24 protein-coding genes are annotated in these 25,076 nt (G+C 38.2%); 6 read left to right on the top strand and 18 right to left on the bottom strand.

The window, feature by feature from the left end; all coding sequences use genetic code 11:
- Positions 1 to 164: 164 nt before the first annotated feature.
- A complete protein-coding gene (locus ABH902_RS02510) occupies positions 165 to 356 on the bottom strand; it encodes a hypothetical protein (RefSeq protein ID WP_404588958.1) in 192 nt (63 codons plus the stop codon).
- 295 nt (positions 357 to 651) lie between these two features.
- On the opposite strand from ABH902_RS02510, the gene ABH902_RS02505 reads away from it, so the two are divergent.
- Together ABH902_RS02505 and ABH902_RS02500 are read left to right on the top strand one after the other, a co-directional pair.
- Positions 652 to 2,895 (top strand): AAA family ATPase, encoded by a 2,244-nt coding sequence (locus ABH902_RS02505; protein ID WP_404588957.1) that lies wholly within the window; start codon positions 652 to 654, stop codon positions 2,893 to 2,895.
- A gap of 183 nt (positions 2,896 to 3,078) precedes the next feature.
- Positions 3,079 to 3,396, top strand: coding sequence for a DUF1827 family protein (locus ABH902_RS02500; protein WP_404588956.1), 318 nt, complete (start codon positions 3,079 to 3,081; stop codon positions 3,394 to 3,396).
- A gap of 50 nt (positions 3,397 to 3,446) precedes the next feature.
- Here ABH902_RS02500 and ABH902_RS02495 read toward each other — a convergent pair whose 3' ends face one another.
- The 5 genes from ABH902_RS02495 to ABH902_RS02475 form a co-directional block, all read right to left on the bottom strand.
- The gene (locus ABH902_RS02495; protein WP_404588955.1) at positions 3,447 to 3,857 is read right to left on the bottom strand and encodes a hypothetical protein; all 411 of its coding nucleotides are present in this window, start codon (positions 3,855 to 3,857) and stop codon (positions 3,447 to 3,449) included.
- 33 nt (positions 3,858 to 3,890) lie between these two features.
- A complete protein-coding gene (locus ABH902_RS02490) occupies positions 3,891 to 4,121 on the bottom strand; it encodes a hypothetical protein (RefSeq protein WP_404588954.1) in 231 nt (76 codons plus the stop codon).
- A gap of 10 nt (positions 4,122 to 4,131) precedes the next feature.
- Positions 4,132 to 5,067 (bottom strand): hypothetical protein, encoded by a 936-nt coding sequence (locus ABH902_RS02485; RefSeq protein WP_404588953.1) that lies wholly within the window; start codon positions 5,065 to 5,067, stop codon positions 4,132 to 4,134.
- Between the two features lie 109 nt (positions 5,068 to 5,176).
- The gene (locus ABH902_RS02480) at positions 5,177 to 5,536 is read right to left on the bottom strand and encodes a hypothetical protein (protein ID WP_404588952.1); all 360 of its coding nucleotides are present in this window, start codon (positions 5,534 to 5,536) and stop codon (positions 5,177 to 5,179) included.
- 191 nt (positions 5,537 to 5,727) lie between these two features.
- Entirely contained in the window at positions 5,728 to 7,305 is a 1,578-nt protein-coding gene (locus ABH902_RS02475) for a peptide chain release factor 3 (RefSeq protein WP_404588951.1), read from the bottom strand.
- A gap of 501 nt (positions 7,306 to 7,806) precedes the next feature.
- Between ABH902_RS02475 and ABH902_RS02470 the strand changes: the two genes are divergently transcribed.
- Complete coding sequence (locus ABH902_RS02470) at positions 7,807 to 9,297, top strand: helix-turn-helix domain-containing protein (protein ID WP_404588950.1); 1,491 nt, start codon at positions 7,807 to 7,809, stop codon at positions 9,295 to 9,297.
- Positions 9,298 to 9,317: 20 nt separating this feature from the next.
- Here the strand turns inward: ABH902_RS02470 and ABH902_RS02465 are convergent, their stop codons facing one another.
- A complete protein-coding gene (locus ABH902_RS02465) occupies positions 9,318 to 10,694 on the bottom strand; it encodes a hemolysin family protein (protein ID WP_404588949.1) in 1,377 nt (458 codons plus the stop codon).
- Between the two features lie 165 nt (positions 10,695 to 10,859).
- A complete protein-coding gene (locus ABH902_RS02460) occupies positions 10,860 to 12,002 on the bottom strand; it encodes an AI-2E family transporter (RefSeq protein ID WP_404588948.1) in 1,143 nt (380 codons plus the stop codon).
- A 174-nt stretch (positions 12,003 to 12,176) separates the two neighbouring features.
- Between ABH902_RS02460 and ABH902_RS02455 the strand changes: the two genes are divergently transcribed.
- Positions 12,177 to 12,611 (top strand): GNAT family N-acetyltransferase, encoded by a 435-nt coding sequence (locus ABH902_RS02455; protein WP_404588947.1) that lies wholly within the window; start codon positions 12,177 to 12,179, stop codon positions 12,609 to 12,611.
- Positions 12,612 to 12,775: 164 nt separating this feature from the next.
- Here ABH902_RS02455 and bph read toward each other — a convergent pair whose 3' ends face one another.
- From bph to recX, 3 genes are all read right to left on the bottom strand, one after another.
- Positions 12,776 to 13,309, bottom strand: a complete 534-nt coding sequence (gene bph, locus ABH902_RS02450) for a biofilm phosphatase Bph (protein ID WP_154778075.1) — start codon at positions 13,307 to 13,309, stop codon at positions 12,776 to 12,778.
- 151 nt (positions 13,310 to 13,460) lie between these two features.
- Positions 13,461 to 14,633 (bottom strand): A/G-specific adenine glycosylase, encoded by a 1,173-nt coding sequence (mutY, locus tag ABH902_RS02445; RefSeq protein WP_404588946.1) that lies wholly within the window; start codon positions 14,631 to 14,633, stop codon positions 13,461 to 13,463.
- Entirely contained in the window at positions 14,623 to 15,423 is an 801-nt protein-coding gene (gene recX, locus ABH902_RS02440) for a recombination regulator RecX (RefSeq protein ID WP_404588945.1), read from the bottom strand. The genes mutY and recX overlap by 11 nt, the downstream gene beginning before the upstream one ends.
- Positions 15,424 to 15,563: 140 nt before the next feature.
- Here recX and rlmD point away from each other — a divergent pair, with 140 nt between their 5' ends.
- Entirely contained in the window at positions 15,564 to 16,934 is a 1,371-nt protein-coding gene (gene rlmD / locus ABH902_RS02435) for a 23S rRNA (uracil(1939)-C(5))-methyltransferase RlmD (RefSeq protein WP_404588944.1), read from the top strand.
- A gap of 253 nt (positions 16,935 to 17,187) precedes the next feature.
- Here the strand turns inward: rlmD and ABH902_RS02430 are convergent, their stop codons facing one another.
- From ABH902_RS02430 to ABH902_RS02410, 5 genes are all read right to left on the bottom strand, one after another.
- On the bottom strand, positions 17,188 to 17,331 hold the full coding sequence (locus ABH902_RS02430; RefSeq protein WP_404588943.1) for a putative holin-like toxin: 144 nt from the start codon (positions 17,329 to 17,331) through the stop codon (positions 17,188 to 17,190).
- Between the two features lie 430 nt (positions 17,332 to 17,761).
- Complete coding sequence (locus tag ABH902_RS02425; protein ID WP_404588942.1) at positions 17,762 to 19,186, bottom strand: glycoside hydrolase family 1 protein; 1,425 nt, start codon at positions 19,184 to 19,186, stop codon at positions 17,762 to 17,764.
- A 1-nt stretch (position 19,187) separates the two neighbouring features.
- A complete protein-coding gene (locus ABH902_RS02420; protein WP_404588941.1) occupies positions 19,188 to 19,547 on the bottom strand; it encodes a PTS lactose/cellobiose transporter subunit IIA in 360 nt (119 codons plus the stop codon).
- A complete protein-coding gene (locus ABH902_RS02415; protein ID WP_404588940.1) occupies positions 19,548 to 20,804 on the bottom strand; it encodes a PTS sugar transporter subunit IIC in 1,257 nt (418 codons plus the stop codon).
- A 21-nt stretch (positions 20,805 to 20,825) separates the two neighbouring features.
- Positions 20,826 to 21,140 (bottom strand): PTS sugar transporter subunit IIB, encoded by a 315-nt coding sequence (locus ABH902_RS02410; RefSeq protein WP_404588939.1) that lies wholly within the window; start codon positions 21,138 to 21,140, stop codon positions 20,826 to 20,828.
- A gap of 168 nt (positions 21,141 to 21,308) precedes the next feature.
- On the opposite strand from ABH902_RS02410, the gene ABH902_RS02405 reads away from it, so the two are divergent.
- Complete coding sequence (locus ABH902_RS02405; protein ID WP_404588938.1) at positions 21,309 to 23,204, top strand: BglG family transcription antiterminator; 1,896 nt, start codon at positions 21,309 to 21,311, stop codon at positions 23,202 to 23,204.
- A gap of 58 nt (positions 23,205 to 23,262) precedes the next feature.
- Here ABH902_RS02405 and ABH902_RS02400 read toward each other — a convergent pair whose 3' ends face one another.
- Together ABH902_RS02400 and ABH902_RS02395 are read right to left on the bottom strand one after the other, a co-directional pair.
- The gene (locus ABH902_RS02400) at positions 23,263 to 23,505 is read right to left on the bottom strand and encodes a GlsB/YeaQ/YmgE family stress response membrane protein (RefSeq protein ID WP_404588937.1); all 243 of its coding nucleotides are present in this window, start codon (positions 23,503 to 23,505) and stop codon (positions 23,263 to 23,265) included.
- Positions 23,506 to 23,684: 179 nt separating this feature from the next.
- The coding region (locus tag ABH902_RS02395) for a calcium-binding protein (RefSeq protein WP_404588936.1) at positions 23,685 to 25,076 on the bottom strand (1,392 nt) is incomplete at its 5' end.

Genomic DNA, 25,076 nt, shown 5'->3' with positions numbered 1-25,076 from the left:
TCTCCTTCGTAAGTAAAATAATTTTTTATGTTAGGGTTTTCCTTTATCGGCACGTTTCGTCTGGAAACAGCAATCAAAAAAGACCCTTTCAATTTTTAAGATTACCATTTTTTGTGCGTACTTACAACACTTTTCACCTATTTTTTGTCGATTGAAACAAACCTTTATTCCTCTTGCTTTATGTAACGATAAATAATTCGTCCATTTAATCCGGCTTCTCCGACAATTGACATTCGATCCGGTAAATTCTTCCAAACTTCGCGGAACGCCATGAAGTTTTGCGGGTCCACGACCAGCTCCGGCAAAGTTCCTTCTTTTAAGGCTTTAAGTTGTTCTTCGTAATTGATTTCATTCATGTAGTTCACCGCTTTTCTTTCAGATTCGTTCTCATTTTATGACAAATCAGGTTAGTTGTCTAATTAGAAATAAGCTTTTTAATATTGCTTGACAGATTTCAACGATAGAATTTATTCAAAAAGACTAAGTTATTGTACTTAAAAATCCGGCAAATAGGAGTCCAAATACTTGCTTCTTACTAAAAAAATGCTATAATATCTTTAAAGGTCAGAATTGGTCAAGAGATTTTTGACTTTAGTGAAAAACGACTTTGATAATTGATCAGTCTTATATTGAAAGGACGTGTTTTATCCTATGATTTGTCAAAATTGTCAACAAAATCCGGCAACAATCCATTTATATGCCAATGTAAATGGTCAAAGAAAGCAATTAGATTATTGCCAAAGTTGCTATCAAAAATTAAAAGCACAAGCAAATGATAATCAACCCACGATGTCGCAACAAGATCCATTTGGCTTCGGCAGCTTGGATGACTTATACCGCTCATTATCCCGTCAAATGCAGGATCAGCAAAATCCGGCCAATCAAGTACCGCCTACCCAATTTGGCGACGGCAACGGCTTTAACGGCGGTATGCCACCAAGAGGCGGAGCAGGTCAAGCGAATGGTCTTTTAGGCGAATATGGCATCAACATTACAGAAGCAGCACGCAAAGGCGATGTTGATCCTGTGGTCGGTCGTGATGAAGAAATTAAGCGTGTGATTGAAATTCTAAATCGTCGTACTAAAAACAATCCGGTCTTAATTGGTGAGCCTGGTGTTGGTAAAACAGCTGTTGTTGAAGGCTTAGCCCAAAAGATCGTTGACGGTGATGTGCCGCAAAAGCTTCTAGATAAAGAAGTGATTCGTTTAGATGTCGTTTCTTTAGTTCAAGGCACGGGCATTCGTGGTCAATTTGAAGAACGTATGCAAAAGCTGATTGAAGAAATCAAGCAAGCGGAAAATGTGATTCTCTTTATCGATGAAGTCCATGAAATTGTAGGTGCCGGCTCTGCTGGTGCCGGCAACATGGATGCCGGCAATATTTTAAAACCGGCGTTAGCCAGAGGCGAGCTACAAATGGTCGGTGCAACTACCTTGAATGAGTACCGCATCATTGAAAAAGATGCCGCTTTAGAACGTCGGATGCAGCCGGTTCGTGTGGATGAACCAACAGTTGCTGAAACGATTGAAATTCTTAAAGGTCTACAAAAACGCTATGAAGATTATCATCATGTAAAATATACAGAGGATGCTATTAAAGCAGCAGCGACTCTTTCTAATCGCTACATTCAGGATCGTTTCTTGCCTGATAAAGCTATCGATCTTTTGGATGAATCTGGTTCTAAGATGAATTTAACCATTCAAATCGTTGATCCAAAAACCATCGAAGCAAAGCTTGCAGAAGCTGAACAGCAAAAGCAACAAGCTTCAGCGGAAGAAGACTTCGAAAAGGCTGCTTACTATCGCGACCAAATTAATAAATTACAAGCAATGAAGGAAAAACAAATCAGCGATGAAGAAATTCCAGTCATTGATGAAAAGAACATTGAAATGATCGTTGAACAAAAAACTGGCATTCCAGTTGGCGACCTAAAAGACAAAGAACAAACGCAATTGAAAAACTTGGCATCCGATCTTAAAGCACATGTAATCGGTCAAGATGATGCAGTCGATAAGGTTGCTAAAGCTATCCGCAGAAATCGGGTTGGTTTAGGCAAACAAAACCGACCAATTGGTTCTTTCCTATTTGTTGGCCCAACAGGTGTCGGTAAAACAGAGCTGGCAAAACAATTAGCCTTTGAACTATTTGGTTCGGAAGATTCAATGATTCGTTTTGATATGAGTGAATACATGGAAAAACACAGTGTGTCTAAATTAATCGGTTCACCTCCAGGCTATGTTGGCTATGAAGAAGCGGGTCAATTGACTGAAAAAGTGCGTCGTAATCCATATAGTTTAATTCTATTAGATGAAATCGAAAAAGCCCATCCGGATGTTTTGCATATGTTCCTGCAAATTCTTGATGATGGTCGTTTAACCGATGCACAAGGACGAACTGTCAGCTTCAAAGATACGATTATTATCATGACCAGCAATGCCGGTACAGGTAAAATAGAAGCAAACGTTGGTTTTGGCGCTGCGCGTGAAGGAATTACTCGTTCTGTCTTAGGACAATTAAATAACTTCTTCACTCCTGAATTCTTGAACCGTTTCGATGGTATAGTAGAATTCAAAGCATTAAGTAAGGAAAACCTAATGAACATCGTCAGCTTGATGCTGGACGAAGTCAACGGATTACTTGCCCGCCAAAAACTTCATATTGACGTTCCAACTGATGTAAAAGAAAAATTAGTTGACTTAGGCTACGATCCTTCCATGGGAGCGCGCCCTCTAAGAAGAACCATCCAAGAACAAATCGAGGATGGCATTGCTGAATATTATCTTGATCATCCGCAAGAACATCAATTAACAGCGAAATTAGCAAACGATAAAATCGTTGTTACTGGACAATCCGCTGCAGTCAGTGAAGCCTCAGAAACAACGTCAGAAGAATAAGTAAAAAAGCCAATCAGGTGCGCCTGATTGACTTTTTTCTGTCTTTTCAAAACAAATTCCTTTTTATTTACGCTTAAAAATTTTATAATAAAATTAAGAAATTTTTTAAATAACGCTTAGAAATGGCTAATTCATCTCTGTGCGTTTGTGATAATTACTCCAACTGAAAACGAGGTGAAAAGAATGAAACTAGTCAATGTAACCAACAGCTATAAGCAATTGGTTAATAAACAACTTGAAAATACTGATGCATACTTTGTAAAAGTTTATTCAGCAGGAAATACGACCGTTGTTTATTCAGAAGCGGCATCTCATGCGGAAATTCTGATCGTTAACAAGAAAAGAGCCGTTCGCAAAACCGAAGTAAATGAAGTCTTAGGTTATTTCTTAAAACGAATTCCGAAAGAAAAATACGATCGCAAACAAATTTCAATTATTGAACTAAAAGATGTCACTGAAATTTCGATTCCGCTGTCATCTACCTTAGTTGAACATCCCTAAAAAATGATGCTGCCAGCATATTGTGTATGAGCAGCATCATTTTTTTATTTTTACGATATTCTGATCAGTTCAATCGGCTGAAGACCGCCTCCGCCGACACTTCCCGGCTTATCAGGAAACCAACGATAGATGGTCAGCTCATCTCCATTAAGTTTAAAATCGTAATAGAATTCCTTTTCTTCGTCTGTTTTGGTACAAAGTACTGTATCTTGGGTATAGTGAAAAAGCAGTCGTTCCCCATTAAGCTGTAAATGGGTTTTAAAAACTTCAATTTTGTACGTATCGTTATCATAATTTTGAGCTTGCCAAGTTCCTGCCAATTTTTCAATTAAGGTAGTATTCAGCTTTTCATCCACCTTTTCAGCTTCCGGCTCCATTGTCTTTTGGCAAGCTGTGAAAAACACAAGTGGCACAATAATAGACAAGAAGCTGAAAAGTCGCTTTCTTTTTTTATTTTTCATAATGTACTCCTTATTAAAATATACCAAACAATATTAGCGAAAATAATCCTCACAAATTTTGGTTACTTTCTGATTTTCATAATCATCATTAATTAGAAAATCCAGCATCAGTTCCTCAATAGTTTCGGAACGTTCAAGTAAGGATAAAGTAATAAAATATTTTTCTTTAAGATCTTTGTACAAATAAATTTTAGTAATAACATCATATAAATCCGCTAATCTTGCAGGATAAAGAACAAATAATGTAGAAATTAACTTTGCCATTTCACCAGATTCAATTGTCTTTTGCCCTTAATTTAATAGCTTCTACAAAGAAATTGAAGTTGTTATAATTCAGCAGATCATTTTCTTCACTAAAATCTATAATCTGGCAAAGTTCGCTAAGCGTTGGAATATGATAAGAATCTACTGGTTGATTGCTTCCTTTATAAATAACATTTTCCATGTATGGTTCAATCACTAAACATTCCAATGGTTCATTTCTTTCATAAGCGATTTTTGCTTTATGGTGTCCATCCAATAAGCACCCTAAAAATCCTGAAAAATGAATCACCAAACCGCGCCCCAAGAATTCCTTTAGTCTATATTCATTTAATGTCTGTTCTGAATATTGATCATCTGTTTGGGTAGGCAACATATAACATGTCAATGAAGAAATGGAGATATGCTCATTACTACCTTTTATGTAGTCAAAGTAATTATCCACGGAAGACTCTAACACACTATCCTCAATGTCAGAGAAGACTTTTCTTTCTCCAAAGGTTGGAAATATTTTCCTCAAAGAAAGTGTATATTTTCCACTTGGCAGTAGCTTAATAATCGGATCATTCGCAGCTATGATTTCTTTAAACGTACTATCAGCTGACAACATTATTTCTCGATAATCTACCATTATTTCTTTTATTTTCTTACTTGTTAAAGCATCGTAGTGTTTTCTTATTAACCGCTCACAAGTAGGGCACCAATAATTTTCATCTGTAGCCGTATAGATCAAGTTATCTTTATATGAAAATACTAAATCAATAAAATATTGTGCATCTTCTTTTGTACTGTGGAAATAATTATTGATATTCTGTATCTTTAATTCATTTTTCCCTTTAAAAAGTTCAATAACTACAGAATCCTGTTCCTGAAACAAATGAAAAATCGTTGCTTGTTCTCTTTCAAAAATTTTAATTTTCGGTCTAAACATTCTATCACCAACAATCATAAAAATATATTTTCTATGTCTATTATAGCAAATATAAAACATTCTTTTTGAATTATTTTTTATTCAATAAAATAGTTTCTTCAATAAAAGTAAGAGCAAACATAACCTATTAACTATTGCGTATCTCCTCAATAAACTGCTGCTGCATTTTTCCTAATGTAAGAATATTTTTCACGATCCGAAAGCGCCATTTTTTATCTTTTATTGTAAAGCGCCAAACAACATCCAAGCCGGTAATACCTTCTTTTAATTGCTCGTTTTCTATTTCCTTGCGGCTAAAGACCATTTGATGAATCACCTTCGTTTGAAAAAAATTTAGAAATAGAACCATCAACGTTGTGTCATTTACTAATAAAATCGCTTTACTGCTAATACTGTCCATACTTTGTGATTCAACATAACCAGCAGTCATTTGCCCTTCAATATAAGGCTCAGATAAACGGTGAATTAATTTTTTGGTTAACAGCATATATGTCACCCTCTTTTGCGTAAATTCATAGATTTATTAAATAGATTTATTAAATAAAAAAAAGCATAGCACATAACTTATATTTGTACAAAGCGGGAAATAAAGAAAGGCATGAGACAAAAGCAAAGATCACTTTTGTTTCATACCTTTTTTACATTGTCCACTTAATTAAGTGCAATGAACCTAGCTTCTTACAACAAGCTCTTCAATTCTACATCTGGATATTTATCCGCAAACCAGCGTTCCGCAAATTGGTTTTCAAATAAGAATAATGGTTGATCGAAACGGTCTTTCGCCAAGATATTCCGGCTTGAGCTCATGCGTTCATCTAGATCTTCAGGTTTGATCCAGCGGGCAATTTTGGTGCCCATCGGAGTCATAACCACTTCAGCATTGTATTCATTCAGCATGCGATACTGGAATACTTCAAACTGCAGCTGACCGACTGCACCGATAATATATTCCTCTGTTAAATAGGTTTTATATAGCTGAATAGCCCCTTCCTGTACAAGCTGATAAATGCCTTTATGGAATGATTTTTGCTTCATCACATTTTTAGCGCTAACCTTCATAAATAATTCAGGTGTGAAAGAAGGCAGCTCTTCATATTGAACTTTTAATTTTCCTTCATACAAAGTATCGCCAATTTGATAATTGCCGGTATCATAAATTCCAATAATATCTCCTGCCACGGCTTCTTCTACATTTTCTCTGGCATCCGCCATAAATTGGGTTACATTGCTTAGCTTCACCTTTTTACCGGTACGCCCTAAAGTCACATCCATTCCTCGTTCAAAAGTACCGGAACAGATACGCACAAAAGCAATTCGGTCACGATGTGCAGGATTCATATTGGCTTGAATTTTAAAGACAAAGCCGGAAAATTCTTCCTCATACGGACTAACTTCTTCGCCTGTTTCAGTTTTGTGACTGTAAGGTGATGGTGCAAACTGTAAAAAGGTTTCTAAAAAGGTTTGAACCCCGAAATTCGTTAACGCAGAACCAAAGAAAACCGGTGTCTGATTACCAGAAGCGATTTTTTCAGGATCAAATTCATCCCCTGCTTCCACCAACAGCTCAACTTCTTCCAGCACTTGCTGATAAACGCTTTGACTATGCAGTGGTAAATCACTTGGAATATCGCCATCTACTAATGGAATAAAACGTTCGCCATTATTTGTCTCCGGACGATACATTTCTACGCGCTTATTGTAAATATCGTACAGTCCTTCCAAGCCTTTCCCCATGCCAATCGGCCAGTTCATCGGATAAGATTCAATATCCAAAAGCTCCTCCAGCTCTTCCAAAAGCTCTAAAGGTTCGCGACCATCGCGGTCTAATTTATTAATAAACGTAAAAATCGGAATTCCGCGTTTTTTAACAACTTTAAATAATTTCTTTGTCTGTGCTTCAATCCCTTTGGCACTGTCAATGACCATCACGGCACTATCCACTGCCATTAAGGTTCGGTAAGTATCCTCGGAAAAGTCCTCATGTCCTGGTGTGTCCAAAATATTGACACGCTTGCCTTGATAATCAAACTGCATCACAGAGCTGGTTACCGAAATCCCTCTCTGCTTTTCAATTTCCATCCAGTCGGATTTCGCGAAGTTCCCGGTTTTCTTACCTTTAACCGTACCCGCTTGACGGATCGCTCCGCCGAAAAGTAATAGCTGCTCTGTAATGGTCGTTTTACCAGCATCCGGATGGGAAATGATCGCAAAGGTCTTACGACTATCGACTTGTTCTTTTAAATGTGGATTATTCATTTACTGCTCCAATCTATTCTTTCTCTTGAAAAAAATCTTTTATTTCTTTATCTACTAAAAGCAATGCATCAGAAAATGCGACTTGCTCTTTATTCTTCAACTAATGTAGTATATCATGGAATCACTATGATTTTCAAAGTCTTTCGCCTTGTTTTCATAAAAACAAAGAGATCAAAACAAAATAAAATAATTTCGCTTTGACCTCTTTTATTGGGGAAGATGTTTGTCTTAATAAGCTCCTGTTCGATAACAGCTTATTAAGAACAATATTTGTTCGTTAATTTAAGTATAAAGTCAGCTCTTAAAATGTGCAAATATTAAACTAATAAAATATTACTTTTTATTTGATTTATTTTTAGTTATTTAACTTACCTAAAATTCTTTATTCCCATCGTTTTTTACCGATTATTCGTTATTAAATAATTTTTATGTAATAAAAATATCCAATTTAGGTCTGTTCGTTTTACACTATTGATTATTTTTCTTAAAGGAGCGATTGAAGTGATTGAAAAAATCATGCTTGAAGACACAGCCAAACGTAAATTAACCTTGTTCAAGCTTTTAAATACATATGGCACAGAAACACATAGTGTTAAATTTTACGAAACTAAAACGGATTATTCCTATAGTCGCGTGGTTTATCTTCTGGAACTCATTCAACAGGATTTATCTGAGATGCTCAATAAGGAGCTTCAGCTCTTGCAGACTCATGGCGTTTGTTATCTTGAAACGATCTCGTATGACAGATACTATCAATATTTAATTACGCAAAGTATTCCTTATCAACTTTTGATTTCAATTCTTTATTATCCTGAAGATGATTTAGAAAAGTTTTGTGAAAAGAATTTTCATAGCCGAGCAACGGTTGTTCGTAAGTCCAAGCTGTTAAATGAGTACTTCAAGCAGTATCAAATTAAGTGGAACATTTCGCAGCTCACCTTAAATGGAAATGAGCGAGTGATCCGCATGACCTTATATGCGCTGATCTGGTCCACTTCATATGGTGCTAAGCTGCCGACAATTGAGAAAAACACTATTGATTATGATCGTTTTTTCCAAGCGATTGATTCTTATTTTCCCGATAGCTACAGTTATGCGGTTAATCGCCAGCTGACATTAGTTCTGGATATTATTTATCTGCGCGTCACAGCTGGTTACGGCTTAACTAAAAAGGCTGAAATCGAACCTTATATTCCTGATTACATTAATTATCTGGGCAATTTTTTGGAACAAACGATTCAAGATAAAAAACGCTTAACTGCCGAATGTCAATTTGCAACGTTTTTGTTAATCAGTGCACCGAATTACTTTAGAAGCAATGATTATCGTCTGTCACTATTACGGATATATTTGCAGAAAGAAAATAACGCTGCAACTAAAATCTTTAAAGAATTCTGTGCTTTTTTCAGTGAAGAAATTATGGGACCCGAATTTTCATGGGAGAATGAACAAATTTTGTGGGGCAACACGGCAAATCTAATTTTCTCCAGAGTTCTTATAAAAGAACCTTATCCGGGGCTATTTCATTTAATTAATCACTCGCCTTATGCTAAAAGTGATTATTATCATCAGTTATTTAGCCAATTTAAAAAGTTATTCCAAAAAATTGCCAAACGGAAAGACTATAGCTGGTTAAAAGCCTTAATTGTACCTTTAGCCGATATGCTGGCCTCCTTGCTTTTCCCAGTGTATGAAACCTATCAAGGCAATCATTTCGTGCGTGTCGCGTTGATTTCAGAGTCGAATTATTTACTAGTGCAGCCGTTGGCTAAATTTATTGAAGAATTGAACTTTGTCAAATTAGTTCCTTACAAGCATGATGATTTTTCATCTTTTGATTTTATGGTATCCACCTCATCTTTTTTATTGCCAGAAGAAAATCCATTACCCGTGTTTATCTTCCGTCTCTCTGCAGATAACGATGAACAATATATCGGACTCTATCAAGCTTTGCGACGTGCCCACAACAAAAAAAGGATTGAACCTAAATAGGCTCAATCCTTTTAATTTGTTTATCTTCTAGGTTCGTCGTCTTCCATTTCTTTACGGAAAAAGCGACGATTTTCTTCCGGCTCTTCATCGACAGTTTCTTCATCATGAAAAACCACTTTTAGAACTAAAACACGGGTGCCTTCCATTTCCTCTGAGGTTAAGGTGATATTGCCAATATCAAAGGACAGCTTTTCACCTTCATCCGGTATCGTTCCTAAAGCTGTAATTAAATAGCCCGCCATCGTATCTACATCACTCATGTGCAGATCCGTTTCGAAAGCTTCGTTAAACTCATCAATCAGCATCCGGCCTTGAACCAAATATTCGTGTTCGTTAATCTTAGAATACAGATTTTCGACTTCATCACTTTCATCATCAATTTCGCCGACGATTTCCTCCAGCAAATCTTCCAATGTAGCTAAACCAACCACGCCGCCATATTCATCCAGCAAAATAGCCATTTGATTCTGTGTTCTTTTTAGTTCATACAGTAAATCGTCAATAAAAATTGTTTCCGGAACAAACAGTGGCTCTTGAATAATAGTCTTTAAATCAAGGTTGTCAAAGCCTTGCTTATGGGCTGCTTTCAATAAATTCTTCGTGTGCAAAATGCCGATAACCTTGTCTTTATCGTCATTGTAGACTGGAATTCTTGAAAAGTTCTCAGATAAAATTGTCTCAATATTTTCACCGATATCGTCAACAATATTAATCATAAACGCATCTGTTCTCGGCACCATTACTTCACGTGCAACCTTTGTATCCAATGAAAAGACACCCTGAAGCATTTCCAATTCATCATTATCCAAAACACCTTCTGATTCTAGCATGTAACGCATTTCATCACGCGTCATTTTAGAATCCGCATCATCAAATTTCATTGGTGTAATTCTAGACAATAGATCTGTTGAGGCTGACAACAGCCAAACGAAAGGTCTGGCAATTAAGCCTAAAATCCGAACAAATCCAGAAGTGATTTGCGCAACTTCTTCTGATTTATTCATCGCAATACGTTTGGGATACAATTCGCCAAAAACAATTGAAACATAGGTCAGCATTGCTAATATAATAATGTTGGCAAGACTTTTAGCTGCGGCACCGCCACCTAAGACAGGTGCTAAACGAGAAGCTAAGGTATCCGCTAAAGAAGCACCGGATAAGATATTAACTAACGTAATCCCTACTTGAATAGTAGATAAAAAGTTGGTAGGATCATTTAAAAGCTTTAAAAGCTTTTTCGCTTTGGCGTCTCCGTCTTCTGCCTTTTGTTCCACCCGGTTCTTGTTAATTGAAACCACTGCAATCTCGGATGCAGCCAAAAAGGCGTTAATCAACGTTAATACGATTAATAATAAAATTTGCGCTATAAGCGACTGACTATCGGGGTCAGCATTCATAATGTGTATCTCTCCTCTTAATCATTAGTCTGAACACAGGAAAAACTGTCTTCAATGTTCATTTAGTAAAAAATAGTTGCTTGCAAAATTGAGAAAAAACGTGACCACTTTTTGTAGTCACGTTAAAATCGTATCACAAACAGCTGTGAATTTCAATATTGGTTATCATTTTTCACTCACTGAATTTTCGCTACCCTCATTCGTGCCCGTCAGTACAATCTTTTCACTCCTGCTTTCCCGAACCATCCCCATTACATGAAAGACAATGGTTTTGACAATCGCATAAAACGGCACGCCCAGGAAGATCCCCAACAGACCGGCAATATTCCCTGCCACCAGTAGGACGATGATAATAGTCAGCGGATGAATTTGTAAAGATTTGCCGATAACATTAGGATAAATAATGTTGCCGTCAATTTGCTGAACAATTAATACAACAACACAACAAAAGACCGCTTTAATCGGTTCATCAAACACTGTCACAAAGACAGCCGGCGCCAGACCTAAGTAAGGACCCAGGTATGGAATCAAATTAGTAAATCCGGCAATCACACCAAATAAAAAGGCATAACGTACACCGATCAGCGCATAGCCAATTGCCGTAAAGGTTCCGACAAATAAGCACTCGATCGCTTGACCACTAATATAATTGGCTAAGGTTTTATTAATTTTTTCAAGTAATTCAGAAATACTTTTACGACGTTTTTCCGGTAAAAACTGCTCAATACTCGGTACCAGACGCTCCCCGTCTTTTAACATATAAAATAAAATAAACGGCGCCGTAAAAATCACAATAGTCGTCGAAGCTACGGTTGAAACAATGGAGCCTAAGCTACTGGATAGCCCGCTTAAAAATTGTTGAATAATATTGCCGTAAGAAATATCCAGCTTTTCAATATAGCCGGTTAAATCGGCCTCTTTAAAGATTGGCAGCTTGGACATTTTATAAACACTGTCTTCTATATTATTAAAAACGGTCGGCATATTGGACGCTAAACTGCCAAGCTGAGAAGCCAGCTTAGGTAAAACTGTCACCAGCAGTAAAACAAGCGCCAGAACTAAAATGAGCAACACAATCAAGACTGCAATTGTCCGTTTCATTTTCGTTTTCATCAGTAAATTGACTATCGGATTTAAAAGATAATACAAAAATCCCGCTACCAGTACCGGCGCAAAAAGGGTTGAAAAAAAAGTGCCGATTGGTTCAAAAAGAAAATTAATTTTGGATGATACTAGAATTAACGTGGCAATCACTAATAATTCTACCGACCAAAAAAATAATTTTGACTGTCGTAATTTTTCAAACAAAGATGTTTCCTCCTCCTTTATCATAAAACAAAACTTATTTATTGATTTTAGCACAAGCCATCTAAAATAAGATAGCACCTTATACCATTTACTAAAAAAATTTCACTTTTATCCTGTCTTCTGTCAACTTGATTTTTAAGGTATAATGATAAAAAAATGATGTTGAGGTGTAAAATGAAAATTGTTCATACTAAAGATACCATGAGTTCGATTTATTTAGATGCATTAAGCATTCGTCATCAAGTATTTATGCAGGAGCAAGGAGTTCCCAAGGAAATTGAAATCGATCAATACGAAGCCGCCTGCATTCATTTCGTTTTATATACAGATGATAATCAAGCTGTAGCGACTTGTCGCTTGCTGCCGTTGGATGATCAAATAGTAAAAATACAAAGAATGGCGGTGCAAAAAGCTTACAGAGGTCATGATTTTGGGAAAAAAATTGTTGAAAATGCTGAATTATTTGCGAAAGAGCAAGGCTATCAAACGATTACCTTAGGCGCACAAATCACCGCTCTTGGCTTTTATGAAAAAATGGGCTACGTCAAGCATGGCGAAAAATTTCTTGATGCCGCTATTGAACATTATCATATGGATAAAGCGTTGTAAGCTGCTCATTGACAAAAAAAGTGTACACATAACTCGCTTTTAGTTATGCTGTACACTTTTTTTTTAATCGTAAGACAAAAGCTGCTGCTTTGAGCGCACTGCGTCATTTCTTATGAAGCGCAATTCTTTTATCCCGATCTTCTTTCAGAAACATCTTACATCGGCTACTTCTTCGATAGCTCCAAATAACGTTGATACCAGATATCTACGTAAGCATCAGAGAACGGGCCTTTTTCATTATTAATCCAATCTACCAGCGTCTTCACATTTTCTTTTAAAATAAAGTCAATGTCTTCCGGATAATTCATCAGCTTACTGTGAAATTCATACTCATCAACATCAAGCAATCGTTTTTCGCCGTCTGGAAAAACCTTAATGTCCAAATCATAATCAATATACTTCAGTGCTTCCTCATCCAAAAGGTATGGAGATGCTAGATTGCAGTAATAAGAAACCCCCTTTTCTCTAATCATCGCTATTATGTTGAACCAGTATTTTTTATGGAAATAAACAATCGCTGGTTCGCGAGTCACCCAGCGCCGTCCGTCAGACTCTGTTACCAAAGTATGATCGTTAACGCCGATCAGGGAATACTCGCTTGTTTTCAATACCATAGTATCACGCCATGTTCGATGTAAATGCCCATCGTGTTTGTAACTTTGAATCGTTACAAATTCACCTTCTTTTGGAATTGCCATAGTCCCCCAACTTTCCCTCGTACGAAAAATCAGTTTCAGCTTTTTCGCTTGGGTTTTCATTACATCGATATCATTTTAATTATAGCATAATTTTCAACTTTGCATACTAGGGAGTTTTGTTTTGGCAGATCAAATTGAATTAATGGGCAATTTAGCGTTTTTGTTGCTCTTTTTTTAACAAATCCAGCATTTTTTGCTGCGGTTTCGGAAAAACGAAATTAGCAAAATCAGCCGGCTTGATCCAGCGTTGATTTTCAGCGGTTTGCTCTACGCCGGTTTGGCGACCGTAAAAGACTAAAATGTGCCATTTCAGATGGCTGAAAATATGGGTAACCTCACCTAAAGAACGCTTTTGCCAAACTACTTGCTCGAATTCCTCAAAGAGGTCTGGGGTTTCCTCTGCTACAAGCGGTTCTTCGTTAAAATCAAGCATCAGCTGCTGATTTTCTTTTTCCCAGTTTTTTTGCAGAAGCTCAAACTGTTCCTTGGTTACTTCTTCAATGGGGAAAAGCCACATATTAGCCAATAAACCGGCGGTACCACGCTGTTCTAATAAAAACTCCTGTGCTTTATTTTCAATAATGCCGCCGATGTAATAAACATCTTTTGGCTTTAATTTCTTTGTTTTTACCGGATAATTGTTCATTGTATTGTGCTGGTAGCTTAAGCAGTAGCTTTGAATGGGACACTCCTCGCATTTGGGTGAAGTGGGTGTACAAATTGCTGAGCCTAAATCCATCATTGCTTGGTTAAAATCACCTGGTCTAGCGCGATCAATGATCTTGTACATGGCTGCTTCAAATACTTTACGGCTACTGGCTTTGGCAATATCTGCATCGATTTCAAACAAACGGCTGACCACGCGCATCACATTGCCGTCAATCGCAGGCTCTGGTAGTTGAAAAGCAATACTTCCGATCGCACCTGCCGTATAAGGACCGATCCCTTTTAGCTGGCGAATTTCATCAATTGTCTGCGGCATTTGACCGTTAAACTCTGTCATGATTTGCTGTGCGGCAATTTTTAAATTGCGCGCTCTTGAATAATAGCCTAAGCCTTCCCAAGCCTTCAATAGCTTATCATCCGGCGCTTCCGCTAAAGCCTTGATTGTTGGAAACCATTCCATAAAACGATAATAATAATCAATCACCGTATCTACACGGGTCTGCTGCAGCATAATCTCAGAAATCCAAATCCGATACGGATCTAAATTAACACGCCAAGGTAGGTTTCTTTTTTCCTGCTCATACCACGCAATAAAATCTGTTTGAAACGACTGAAGTGTTTCAGTACTCCAGGCTTCCCAAGGTTGTTCATTCTTCATCTTCCAATTCCTTTTCACTAAGATATTGCTGGATCAAGTCCAAATCAAAACGCTTTTGGTACAAGCTTTGTTTAACCTTCATAAAGCGCTTGGCGGGCTCTAAGCGGCGATGCCGTTCCCACAGCTTATCTCCTTCTTTTTTAATAACCTCTAGCTCCTGTTCCTCATCCTTTTCAAAGGACAGCTCCTCAAACACGAGATCAATGACCTCGCGATTAAAACCCTTTTGCATTAAATGCAGTTGCACCTTTTGCAGGGCTTCTTTGAAGCTCTTGGTACGGTAGCGTTTCATGGCTTTTGCAGCGGTGGCTTTTGCTACCTCCAGTTGATCATCCAGCTTGTAAAAGGTTAAGCCATACTGAATATCTTCCTCGCTCACGCCTTTTTGCTTTAGCTGCTGTTCGATCGTTTTCGGTCCTTTATCACTGGTTCTAATTAAGGTGCGGACATAGCTTTCACTATAGGTTTTATCATCTAAAAGAGTCATTTCTTCTAAGCGCGCGACAATTTTTTTGCGGTCTTCCGGCAGGATTTCCTTTTCTTTTAAATATGTAAAAATTTCCTTTTTCGTCCGCAGCTGATAACTTAAATAATTTAACGCCAATTGTAAACCTACATCATAGGAGCCGGCTTGTTTGATTTTCTCAATCATTTCTGTAGATAATTCTTGCCCTTTTAACAAGCGCTGATGAACTAAAGTATCTTCCGACACACGTAATTTTTCACCAGAGGACAACCAAACGAGGTAAAATTGACCTTTATCTTTTGTAATCTTCGTGATGGTTTCCATACTTCCCCGCCTTTCTAGTAAGAACATATATTCTACTATAACATATAAATCACAGAAGCTAAACTAAGCAAAATGTGCTAAAATAAGAAAGATTGACGAACAAAGACCGTATATTTAATTTAAATAAAGAGGATGGGACCATGACCACACAATCGGTAAAACAAGGACAAAAAATCTCACTTAAAATTAAACGCCTGGGCATCAACGGCGAAGGAATCGGCTACTATAAAAAGACGATTGTTTTTATTCCCGGCGCATTACCAAAAGAAGAGGTTTCGGCAGAAATTACGAAAGTATCCCCACGCTTTTTAGAAGGACAGCTGCTAAAAATTATCAAGCCGGCAGCAGAGCGCGTCATTCCGCCTTGTCCAGTCTATGAGACCTGCGGCGGCTGCCAGCTGCAGCATTTAGCGTATCCCAGCCAACTGGAATACAAAAGAGATTTACTTAAGCAAGCCTTAACGAAGTTTAAGCCCCAAAATTATGAACATTATCAATTACGTAAAACGATCGGTATGGAAAATCCGTGGAATTACCGCAACAAAGCCCAATTCCAGCTGCGCAAAATCGACGGCGAGATTGAAGCTGGTCTTTATCAGGCAGATTCTCATCATTTAGTTCCAATTGTGGACTGTCTGGTACAGCAGCCGGCAACGACCAAAGTCATGAATGCGTTAGTTGAGCTTTTAAACAAATACCAGCTGCCCATTTACAATGAACGCAAAAACAGCGGCATTTTCAGAACGTTAATGGTCCGTGTAGGGGTACAAACTGGCGAAGTGCAAGTTGTGTTTATTACTCAATCACAAAAATTCCCACAAAAAATGGCGCTAATTAGCGAAATTAATCAGCTCTTGCCGGAGGTTGTTTCGATCATGCAAAATGTTCAAAACAAACGCACCTCTTTGGTTATGGGAGATCAAACGATTCATTTATGGGGAAAGGAAAGCATCGAAGAAAGAATTAATGAAGTAACCTTCGATCTTTCACCGCGAGCCTTCTTTCAGCTTAATCCGGAGCAAACTGCTGTTTTGTATAATGAAGGGTTGAAAGCCTTAGCGCTACAGCCGAACGAAACCGTGGTAGATGCATATTGCGGTGTGGGAACGATTGGTTTAAGTGTTGCTAAGCAAGCGAAGGAAGTGCGCGGTATGGATATTATTCCTCAAGCTATTGAAGATGCTAAGCTAAACGCTGAACGTTTAGGTGTCACCAACACTCATTATGAAGTGGGAAGCGCCGAAGAATTGTTACCGAAATGGCTGCAAAACGGTTTTAAGCCGGATGCGCTTATTGTCGATCCGCCAAGAACCGGTTTGGATCAAAAATTATTAAAGGCTATTTTAAAACAACCACCGAAAAAAATGGTTTATATCTCATGCAACGTTTCGACTTTAGCGAAGGATCTTGTCGATTTAGCCAAAGTCTTTCAGGTTGAATATTTACAATCCGTGGATATGTTTCCTCAAACCGCCCGCTGTGAAGTGGTGGTAAAGCTGACGAGAAAATAAGATATTGTGAATGAACCTATAATTCTATTAGGTTCTCCATTTTTTTCGACAGTGAATTATTTGTACGTTAATGTTGTTTGTTATGTAAAATTACAGTAATGCATGTACTAGTAAAACCGAAGAGAACATGGTACACTAAAAAGGAAGAGAGAGATATGCGCTAACATACCTCTCTGATGCAGAGCCGTTAAAGACGGCGGCATTTGTTAATATCATTAGAAATGATCGCTAACTTGCCAAAGTTAATGAGCGGTCATTTCTTTTTGTCGTTTTTCAGCATAGTAACAATCAAACCAATCAAGGCAATGGTAAACATACCAAATCCTAGAATCGTCTGAAATATCTCGTATGCAGACAAAAGGCTTACTCCTTTCATAGATTTAGCGCTCATTTTCATAAGCACCACCACCTTTCGGAAGTCGCCACCGTCAACACTTTTCTACATAAACTAGTTTATCATATGTGAGACTGTCTTTATCCTTTTTTCTATAAATTTACTCAAGATTTTGCTATGTAAAGTAAATGAGTGTGAAACAAAAGTAAATAATACTTTTATTCCACGCTCTAAACACGTATAAACGGCGGGATCAAAAGCACCTCCTTCGGAAATAAGCCGAAATTAACAAAAATTTGAAGAGCAATTTTCGTGAATTCCTTCTTATTTCTCGGAGCATAACGCTTCTGTCCCAGCCTCACTGTAAATGCAAATAAACGGCGGAAGTAGAAAAACGAATAAGTTACATATATTTTGTCTCAAGTAATCGCAGAGGCAGCAACTCCTTCTTATTTCTCAGAGTTAATCTCTATAGTTTTCATCCCCAAACTCTTCATAAAACCTCGCCATTACTGGCAATAACCTGCTTCATCCAGTGATAACTATCCTTTAAGAAACGTTTTTGACTCCCCTTACCGTAATTGTCCTGATCGACATAAATAAAGCCGTAGCGTTTACTCATTTCCGAAGAGGAACAGCTGATAATATCGATCGGTCCCCAAGCACAATAGCCTCTTAAATCTACACCGTCTTTAATAGCTTCTTTCATTTGTTCAATATGGGCTCTGTAATAATCAATGCGATAATCATCATGAATTTTGCCGTCTTCTGTTAATTGATCGTAACAGCCGATGCCGTTTTCAGTGATAAAAATCGGACATTGATAACGGTCATAAAAGGAATTCAACAAAGTACGCAATCCTAAAGGATCAATCGTCCAGCCCCATGGATTCGCCGGCAATTCTTTATTTCTATAAGGCTCAGAATGCTGGGCATCACAAATTTGTGTATAGTAATAAGAGAATGACAAGTAGTCAGCTGTATGCTTTAAGGCTGCTTCATCTCCTTCACCAAATTCAAGCTGAATATTATGTTCTGCAAAATAGCGCCAAGCATAGCCCGGATAATAGCCTCTCAGCAAAACATCCGCAAAGAAGTATTGCATCTGATTGATTTTCAACGTTGCTAAAACATCCTCCGGCTGACAAGTCGCCGCGTATTCCGGACCGCCGCAAAGCATCATCCCTACCTGATAGCTTGGGTCTATTTGATGAGCATATTCTGTGACCAAAGCCGAAGCCACCAGCATATGATGAATGCCCTGATATTTAGCTTCCAGTAAATTAGATACCTTATCCTCTGCAATTCCTAAATGATTGAAGGATTCGTGACCAATTAAATTAATCTGATTAATCACAATCCAATAGTTCACTTTGCCTTGATAACGTTTCAAAATCACTTTACAATAACGGACAAAATGCTCCATCACCGCTCTGGAATACCAGCCTGTATCAGTCAAGGTTAAATTCAGCGGCATCTCATAATGAGAGAGCGTAATCATCGGTTCCATACCGTTTGCGATAATTTCATCAATTAACTGGTCATAAAAACGTAAGCCCGCTTCGTTTGGCTCCAACTCATCCCCATTGGGAAAAATTCGCGACCAGTCAATTGAGGTTCGAAACAGCTTCAAGCCCATGTCACCCAGCAGCTTTAAATCTTCGGGATAGGTTTCTTTAAAATTAATGCCCCAACGTTTTGGAAAAATCCCGGTTTTACTTGCTAAAGCCTCTTCAATATACTTAGTGGTAATTTCTGCGTTTGAGCGCTTTTCTAAGGGCAAATCAGCCCGAAATTCATTGATATCAGCTACGCTTAGTCCTTTGCCCTGATAATTATACGCACCTTCACATTGATTGGCGGCCACTGCACCGCCCCACAAAAAGTCCTTTGGAAAGCCTTTTGGTACCTGCTTCATTTTAGTCCCTCTTTTCTTGCTGTTTTTCAAGCAGCTGAATACGTTCATTTAATTGTTGAGCAATTTTGATTAAATGATTCGCAATATTGATTTCACTGTAAATCGTCATTAAGGTATCCTGTGCATGGGTAAATAGTAATGAATGTGGATATACAGGATTATTCTCGGCCATTTCGCCTTGAATGGTGTTTGTTTGAATTTTGTGTGCTTCCGTAATATTTTGTTTAGCCTTTGCCATTTCAGCGGTGGCTGCGTTGAAATCAGTTGTTTCCACTGCCGTAAGAGCATTTTTACAATTGACTCTGGCATCGCCGGCAAATAAAATAATCTGCATGGCCTGCTGTGCTAAAAAGTCGTCCATTTAAGCGGCTCCTTTCACTGCTTGATTTTCTGCTTTGGTTTCCTGATCATCGTAAGCCTTAAAGAAGGGATACCAGATGGCCGCTGAAAGTAAAAAGATGACAATCATTAGAATCAGTCCTGTAATCGACCCAGTGGTAAACCAAGTGGCAAATGGAAACGGACAATACCAAAGCTCAAACTGAACCTTAGGAATCGGGGCAAAAGGGATCACCTTCGTAAATAGATAAATCACAATGGGTAAAATAATCCCTTGCAGCCACATTGGAATCATCAATAAAGGGTTCCACGCTACCGCGCCAAAAATCACCGGCTCATTAATGTTAAAGATTGATGGAGCAATGCAAGCCTTGCCCAGAGCACTGATTTTTTTCGAACGCGCTCGCATCATCATGAGCACTAGCGGCATGGTACAGCCTATCCCTCCAATCCACAGATACGCAGAATACAAGGTGCTGCTGGTTACCAGATTTAAGGTTTCCACACTGGCTGTACCATTTTGAACCAATGCAATATTTTCAGCAATCGCTTTCAACAATACCGGCTGAACAACCGGCGTTAATACCCAAGTGGAAATCCCCATGGAATATAGGAAACAAATAATAAACATCATGCCCACAAAACCAATTGGCGATTCCATAAAGCTGGACAGCGGCATAAAAATACTCAAAACAAGATTGTACAAATCGACTTTCATAATTAAAACAATGATCCAGCCAAAAATAATAATGATTCCAATCGGCAACATCGAATCAAACCAAGCTCGAACGAAATCCGGAATCACGGATTCTTCTTTAAAGAAGGAGAATTTTCCCAGCATCACTAAGACAAAGCCCGCGATTAAACCAGCAACGATTGCCACAAACATGCCCCCGGCACCCAGCGCATCATGCCCAAAGCCAATGGTCTGATCCTTTTCAATTTGCGGTGAAATAATCATCAAAAACAATACTAAGCCACTCATACCGGCGACAATCCGCTGCTTACGCAGCCGCTTTTTTTCCATTAAATTAAACGGAATCAAAAACGCGACAAACAACGAAATTTTGCCCATCGTCCAGCCAAACGGCACCCAAAAACTAGGTAAGCCCGGAAAATAATCATTTAAAATTGCCAACATGGAAAAGACTGAGCCTAAAAAGATAAACGGCAGTGTCTGCATAATCGAGTCTTTAATGCTGACAATCCAAGGGTTATTGTTGACCTTATTCATTTTTGGTGAGAAGCTGTGCTCCAGCCAATAGATCATCCGATTCATTTTTACTTCCTCCTTTTCCAGCTATTCATGATCGAGTTCAGCTAATAAATGCGCTACTGCTGCCTGACCATCCAAGGTCGCGTAGTACTCTTTTTTCATCAAAATCACTTTTACCGGCAGTCCGTGAATCAGTTCATCAATTTCATCCAGTAAATACTCCAAATGCGGACCAACCATTAACGCATCAATTTCTTCAATATAATTTTCAATTTCCGCTTCGCTGCGCGCCGTTATTTTTATATCCAGTCCCTGCTCCTTCACTGCTTTACGCATATTTGCCGCCATAAAACCACTGCTGGCACCTGAACCGCAAACCAATAATACATTCAATTCCATTGCTTTTTCCTCCATTTCTTTTGCTGCCTTTATCATCGCTTTTTTTGCCGTTCATCACAAATACGTTTCTTTCCTGATCCGGCTATTTCAGCGGAAAGAACTATACTTGAAATCGTTTTAGGAAAAAAGAATAATAGAAGGTATTAAGTAGTGGAAGGAGCAACGATTGTGTCTTTAAATAAAAAAGAAATCCGTCTCATTAAATTATTGCTTCAACGGCCGGAATGGCTGGCTGCTAATTATTTGGCTGAAGCGTTATCTATTTCAACACGAACTGTGCGCAATTATATTACCCGCATCAATCAATCCTGCACGCACGAAATTATTCAATCCTCCCGCTCTGGCTATAAAATCGTCGAGACGTTACAGCTGGAAGATATTTTGGCACAAATAAAACCGGAAGTGGCCACACCGAAGGATCGCCTGAATTATCTGATGAATCTGCTCATTCAAAATCAGAGTGTCGATTATTTTGAGGTAGCTGAAAATCTCTTTGTTAGTATTCCGACTATTGAAAAAGACATTATTCGGCTGCGAAAAAAGCTGGCTGATTATCATTTGAAAATTATCAAGCAAGGTCAGCTTTTGCATATAAGTGGGGATGAAGCAAGTTTTAGAAAGCTGGCCAGCTCGATGTTGGAGGATGAGGCCCTACAAAACGTTCAGTCCACTGACTATATCCAATCTATTTTTCCAGAAATTCCTGTTGATAAAATTCAAAAGATTGTCGTGGATCGACTAAGCAGCCAGCATATTTATGTGAATGGCTATGCGATTAACAGCTTACTTTTACATATCGTAATTGCGGTCAACCGACTACTTCATCAACAGCGCTCCGAGCTAGATTCCTTTTCGCTTTTTTCAAAAGAACAAGTAGAATATCAAATTGCTCTGTTGATTGGTCAGGACATTCAATCAGCCTTTGCGGTAGAAATGGACTTGTATGAGATTAATAATTTAACCCTGCTTTTAATGACCAAAGTTTCACCGGCAAATGAATCATTTATTCGGGATTATATGAGTTCTTCCATTTACAGCTTTGTTGCTGAAATGCTACAAGTGGTCGCAGAAAAATACTTTATCAGTCATATTTCAGATGAACTGGTTTTAAACCTAGCATTGCATGTATCCAATCTGATTTCTCGTGCCCAAAATGGAAAACAGGTACATAATCCACTGGCGGAAGAAATTAAACAGTCCTATCCTTTTATTTATGAAATTGCCGTTTTCATTGCCAAACAAATTCAGCAGCAGATCGCCATTCCAATTACAGATGATGAAATTACCTTTATTGCTTTACATATTGGCGCTTATTTCGAGGAAAAATTTGAAACAGAGTACAAACTTTCCTGTGTGATTTACACCCCTGAATACTATGATATGCACCAGCGCCTCATTTATAAAATCAGTGATGCATTTAAATCCAGTCTAACAATTAGCGGTACCTTTTATCGCTTAGATGCAGCAACCTTGGCAAAAATGCGACAGGCGGACCTTGTATTATCAACGATTGATTTAAAAACAGCATTGCCTGCTACACAAATTTCACCTTTTGGTTCTGAAAAGGATTTTGAAAAAATTCAAGAGGCTGTCACTCAGGCAAAACAAAAAAAGAATCGGGAAAATCTAAAAGAAAGCGTCCAAGTTTATTTGAACGCCGAAAGGTTTGAAAAAAATATTTATTTGGATTCACCTGAAGCGTATATTGAACATTTAAGTCAGCCCTTCATTCAAACGAATTATATTGATACACATTTTGTTGATCTAATTAAAGAAAGAGAAAAAATGTCGGCAACGTCCTTTAATAATGCAGTTGCTTTGCCGCATGCAGTTGAAATGAGCGCCAAAAAAACCGGCATCTCAATCATTTTGAATGACCACCCTGTTCAATGGGATAAGCATTCCGTGCAGGTAATTATCATGATTGTCGTAAACCAGGCAGATATCAAAGAATTTCGGCACTTATTTGATTTTATGATTGAAACCTTTTCAGATCGTTCCATCTTAAAACGACTTTTAAAAATACAAACCTATACCGAATTTATTGAAGAATTATTTAAATAAAAAAAGACTAAGAAAGCACTTGAAAAAGTACTTCCTTAGTCTTTGCTATAACAGCTGCTTATTTTTTTCCAAAAAAGAATGATACTACTGCGATTAAAATAACAGCACCAATCACAGAAGGAATAATAGCCATATCCGCAACTTGAGGACCCCAGTCACCTAGAATCGCTTCCCCAATCGCTGAACCAACAAGTCCTGCGATGATGTTGAAAACAATTCCCATAGATTTCCCTTTACTTGTGATTGCTCCGCCGATCGCGCCAATTACGCCGCCGACAATTAAAACCCATAACCAATGCATAATAAGATCTCCTTTACAAAATTGTATTAAGAATAAGTACTCATATATGCTAACAGATTTTTTACGTTCTTGAAAAAGATATGCTCTATTTTTTTGTAAGCTCCCTATAAAATTTCAACAATAGGATGCATACATTTGGCAAATAGATATTTCCTTCTTTTTTTAATTGTTCGGTTGCATTAGCTTACCCAATTTTGCATCATACTCTCTTTGTATGCTGCTTCTTCATCTACAATAGATATTCTTTGTGAATTAGATACACCTTCACTTGGGGCAAAGGTTGCCATTGCTTGAATAATTTGACTTGTTTGATTCGCAATAACTGCATCAGAAAAAATAGTACTATTTTCTGTTTTCAAACTATATTCATTTACTAGAGATAATGATTGAAAAACACTTCTAGAAGAGCTTGACGGATTGATTAATTCGTCTACAAACAGCTTTTCTCCACTAGGAAATTCTAAATTGAAATTTTGGTAACTGGCATTGTATCTGAAATTACTTAGCACCAACTGATCGTTGGTTCCTTTGATCGTTAGGGTGACATCGAACGTGCCCGTGTAGCTTACTTCGATATCCTCTGCACTAATTCCATTCATAAAGCGAATGGTGTTTAACCCTTCATAGTCACTGATTGTATCTTTTCCATACCCTTTTCCAAAGATATAGATATCATCTCCAGCTCCTCCATACAGTCGGTCGCTTCCACTTCCTCCGTCTATGATGTCATTGCCGGCTCCGCCAGATAGGTAGTCGTCTCCGGCTCCTCCTAACAAGTGATCATCTCCAGCCTCACCGTACAGATAATCATTTCCTGTTCCTCCATCTAAGACATCATTCCCTGCGTTACCAGTCAAGTTGTCATTTCCAGTACCACCTTCCAGCACATCGTCACCACTATTTCCCGTCAGTGTATCATTGCCGGCTCCTCCTAGTACATGAGTTCCTAGGCTTCCAAAAACTTCCATGGTGTCATTCGCTTCTGTTCCTATGATTTTTTTAAACGGACTTTCTTTGTCATACAGATTCATCGTACTTCCATCTGTAAATTTCAAATTGAAGTTTCGGTAACTGGCATTGTATCTGAAATTACTTAGCACCAACTGATCGTTGGTTCCTTTGATCGTTAGGGTGACATCGAACGTGCCCGTGTAGCTTACTTCGATATCCTCTGCACTAATTCCATTCATAAAGCGAATGGTGTTTAACCCTTCATAGTCACTGATTGTATCTTTTCCATACCCTTTTCCAAAGATATAGATATCATCTCCAGCTCCTCCATACAGTCGGTCGCTTCCGCTTCCTCCGTCTATGATGTCATTGCCGGCTCCGCCAGATAGGTAGTCGTCTCCGGCTCCTCCTAACAAGTGATCATCTCCAGCCTCACCGTACAGATAATCATTTCCTGTTCCTCCATCTAAGACATCATTCCCTGCGTTACCAGTCAAGTTGTCATTTCCAGTACCACCTTCCAGCACATCGTCACCACTATTTCCCGTCAGTGTATCATTGCCGGCTCCTCCTAGTACATGAGTTCCTAGGCTTCCAAAAACTTTCATGGTGTCATTCGC

This window comes from Enterococcus sp. UD-01 (genome assembly GCF_044909655.1).
Classification (GTDB): domain Bacteria; phylum Bacillota; class Bacilli; order Lactobacillales; family Enterococcaceae; genus Enterococcus_L.
Note: the sequence above shows the minus strand (reverse complement) of the source record. Positions and strands in the feature narration are given on the sequence as shown.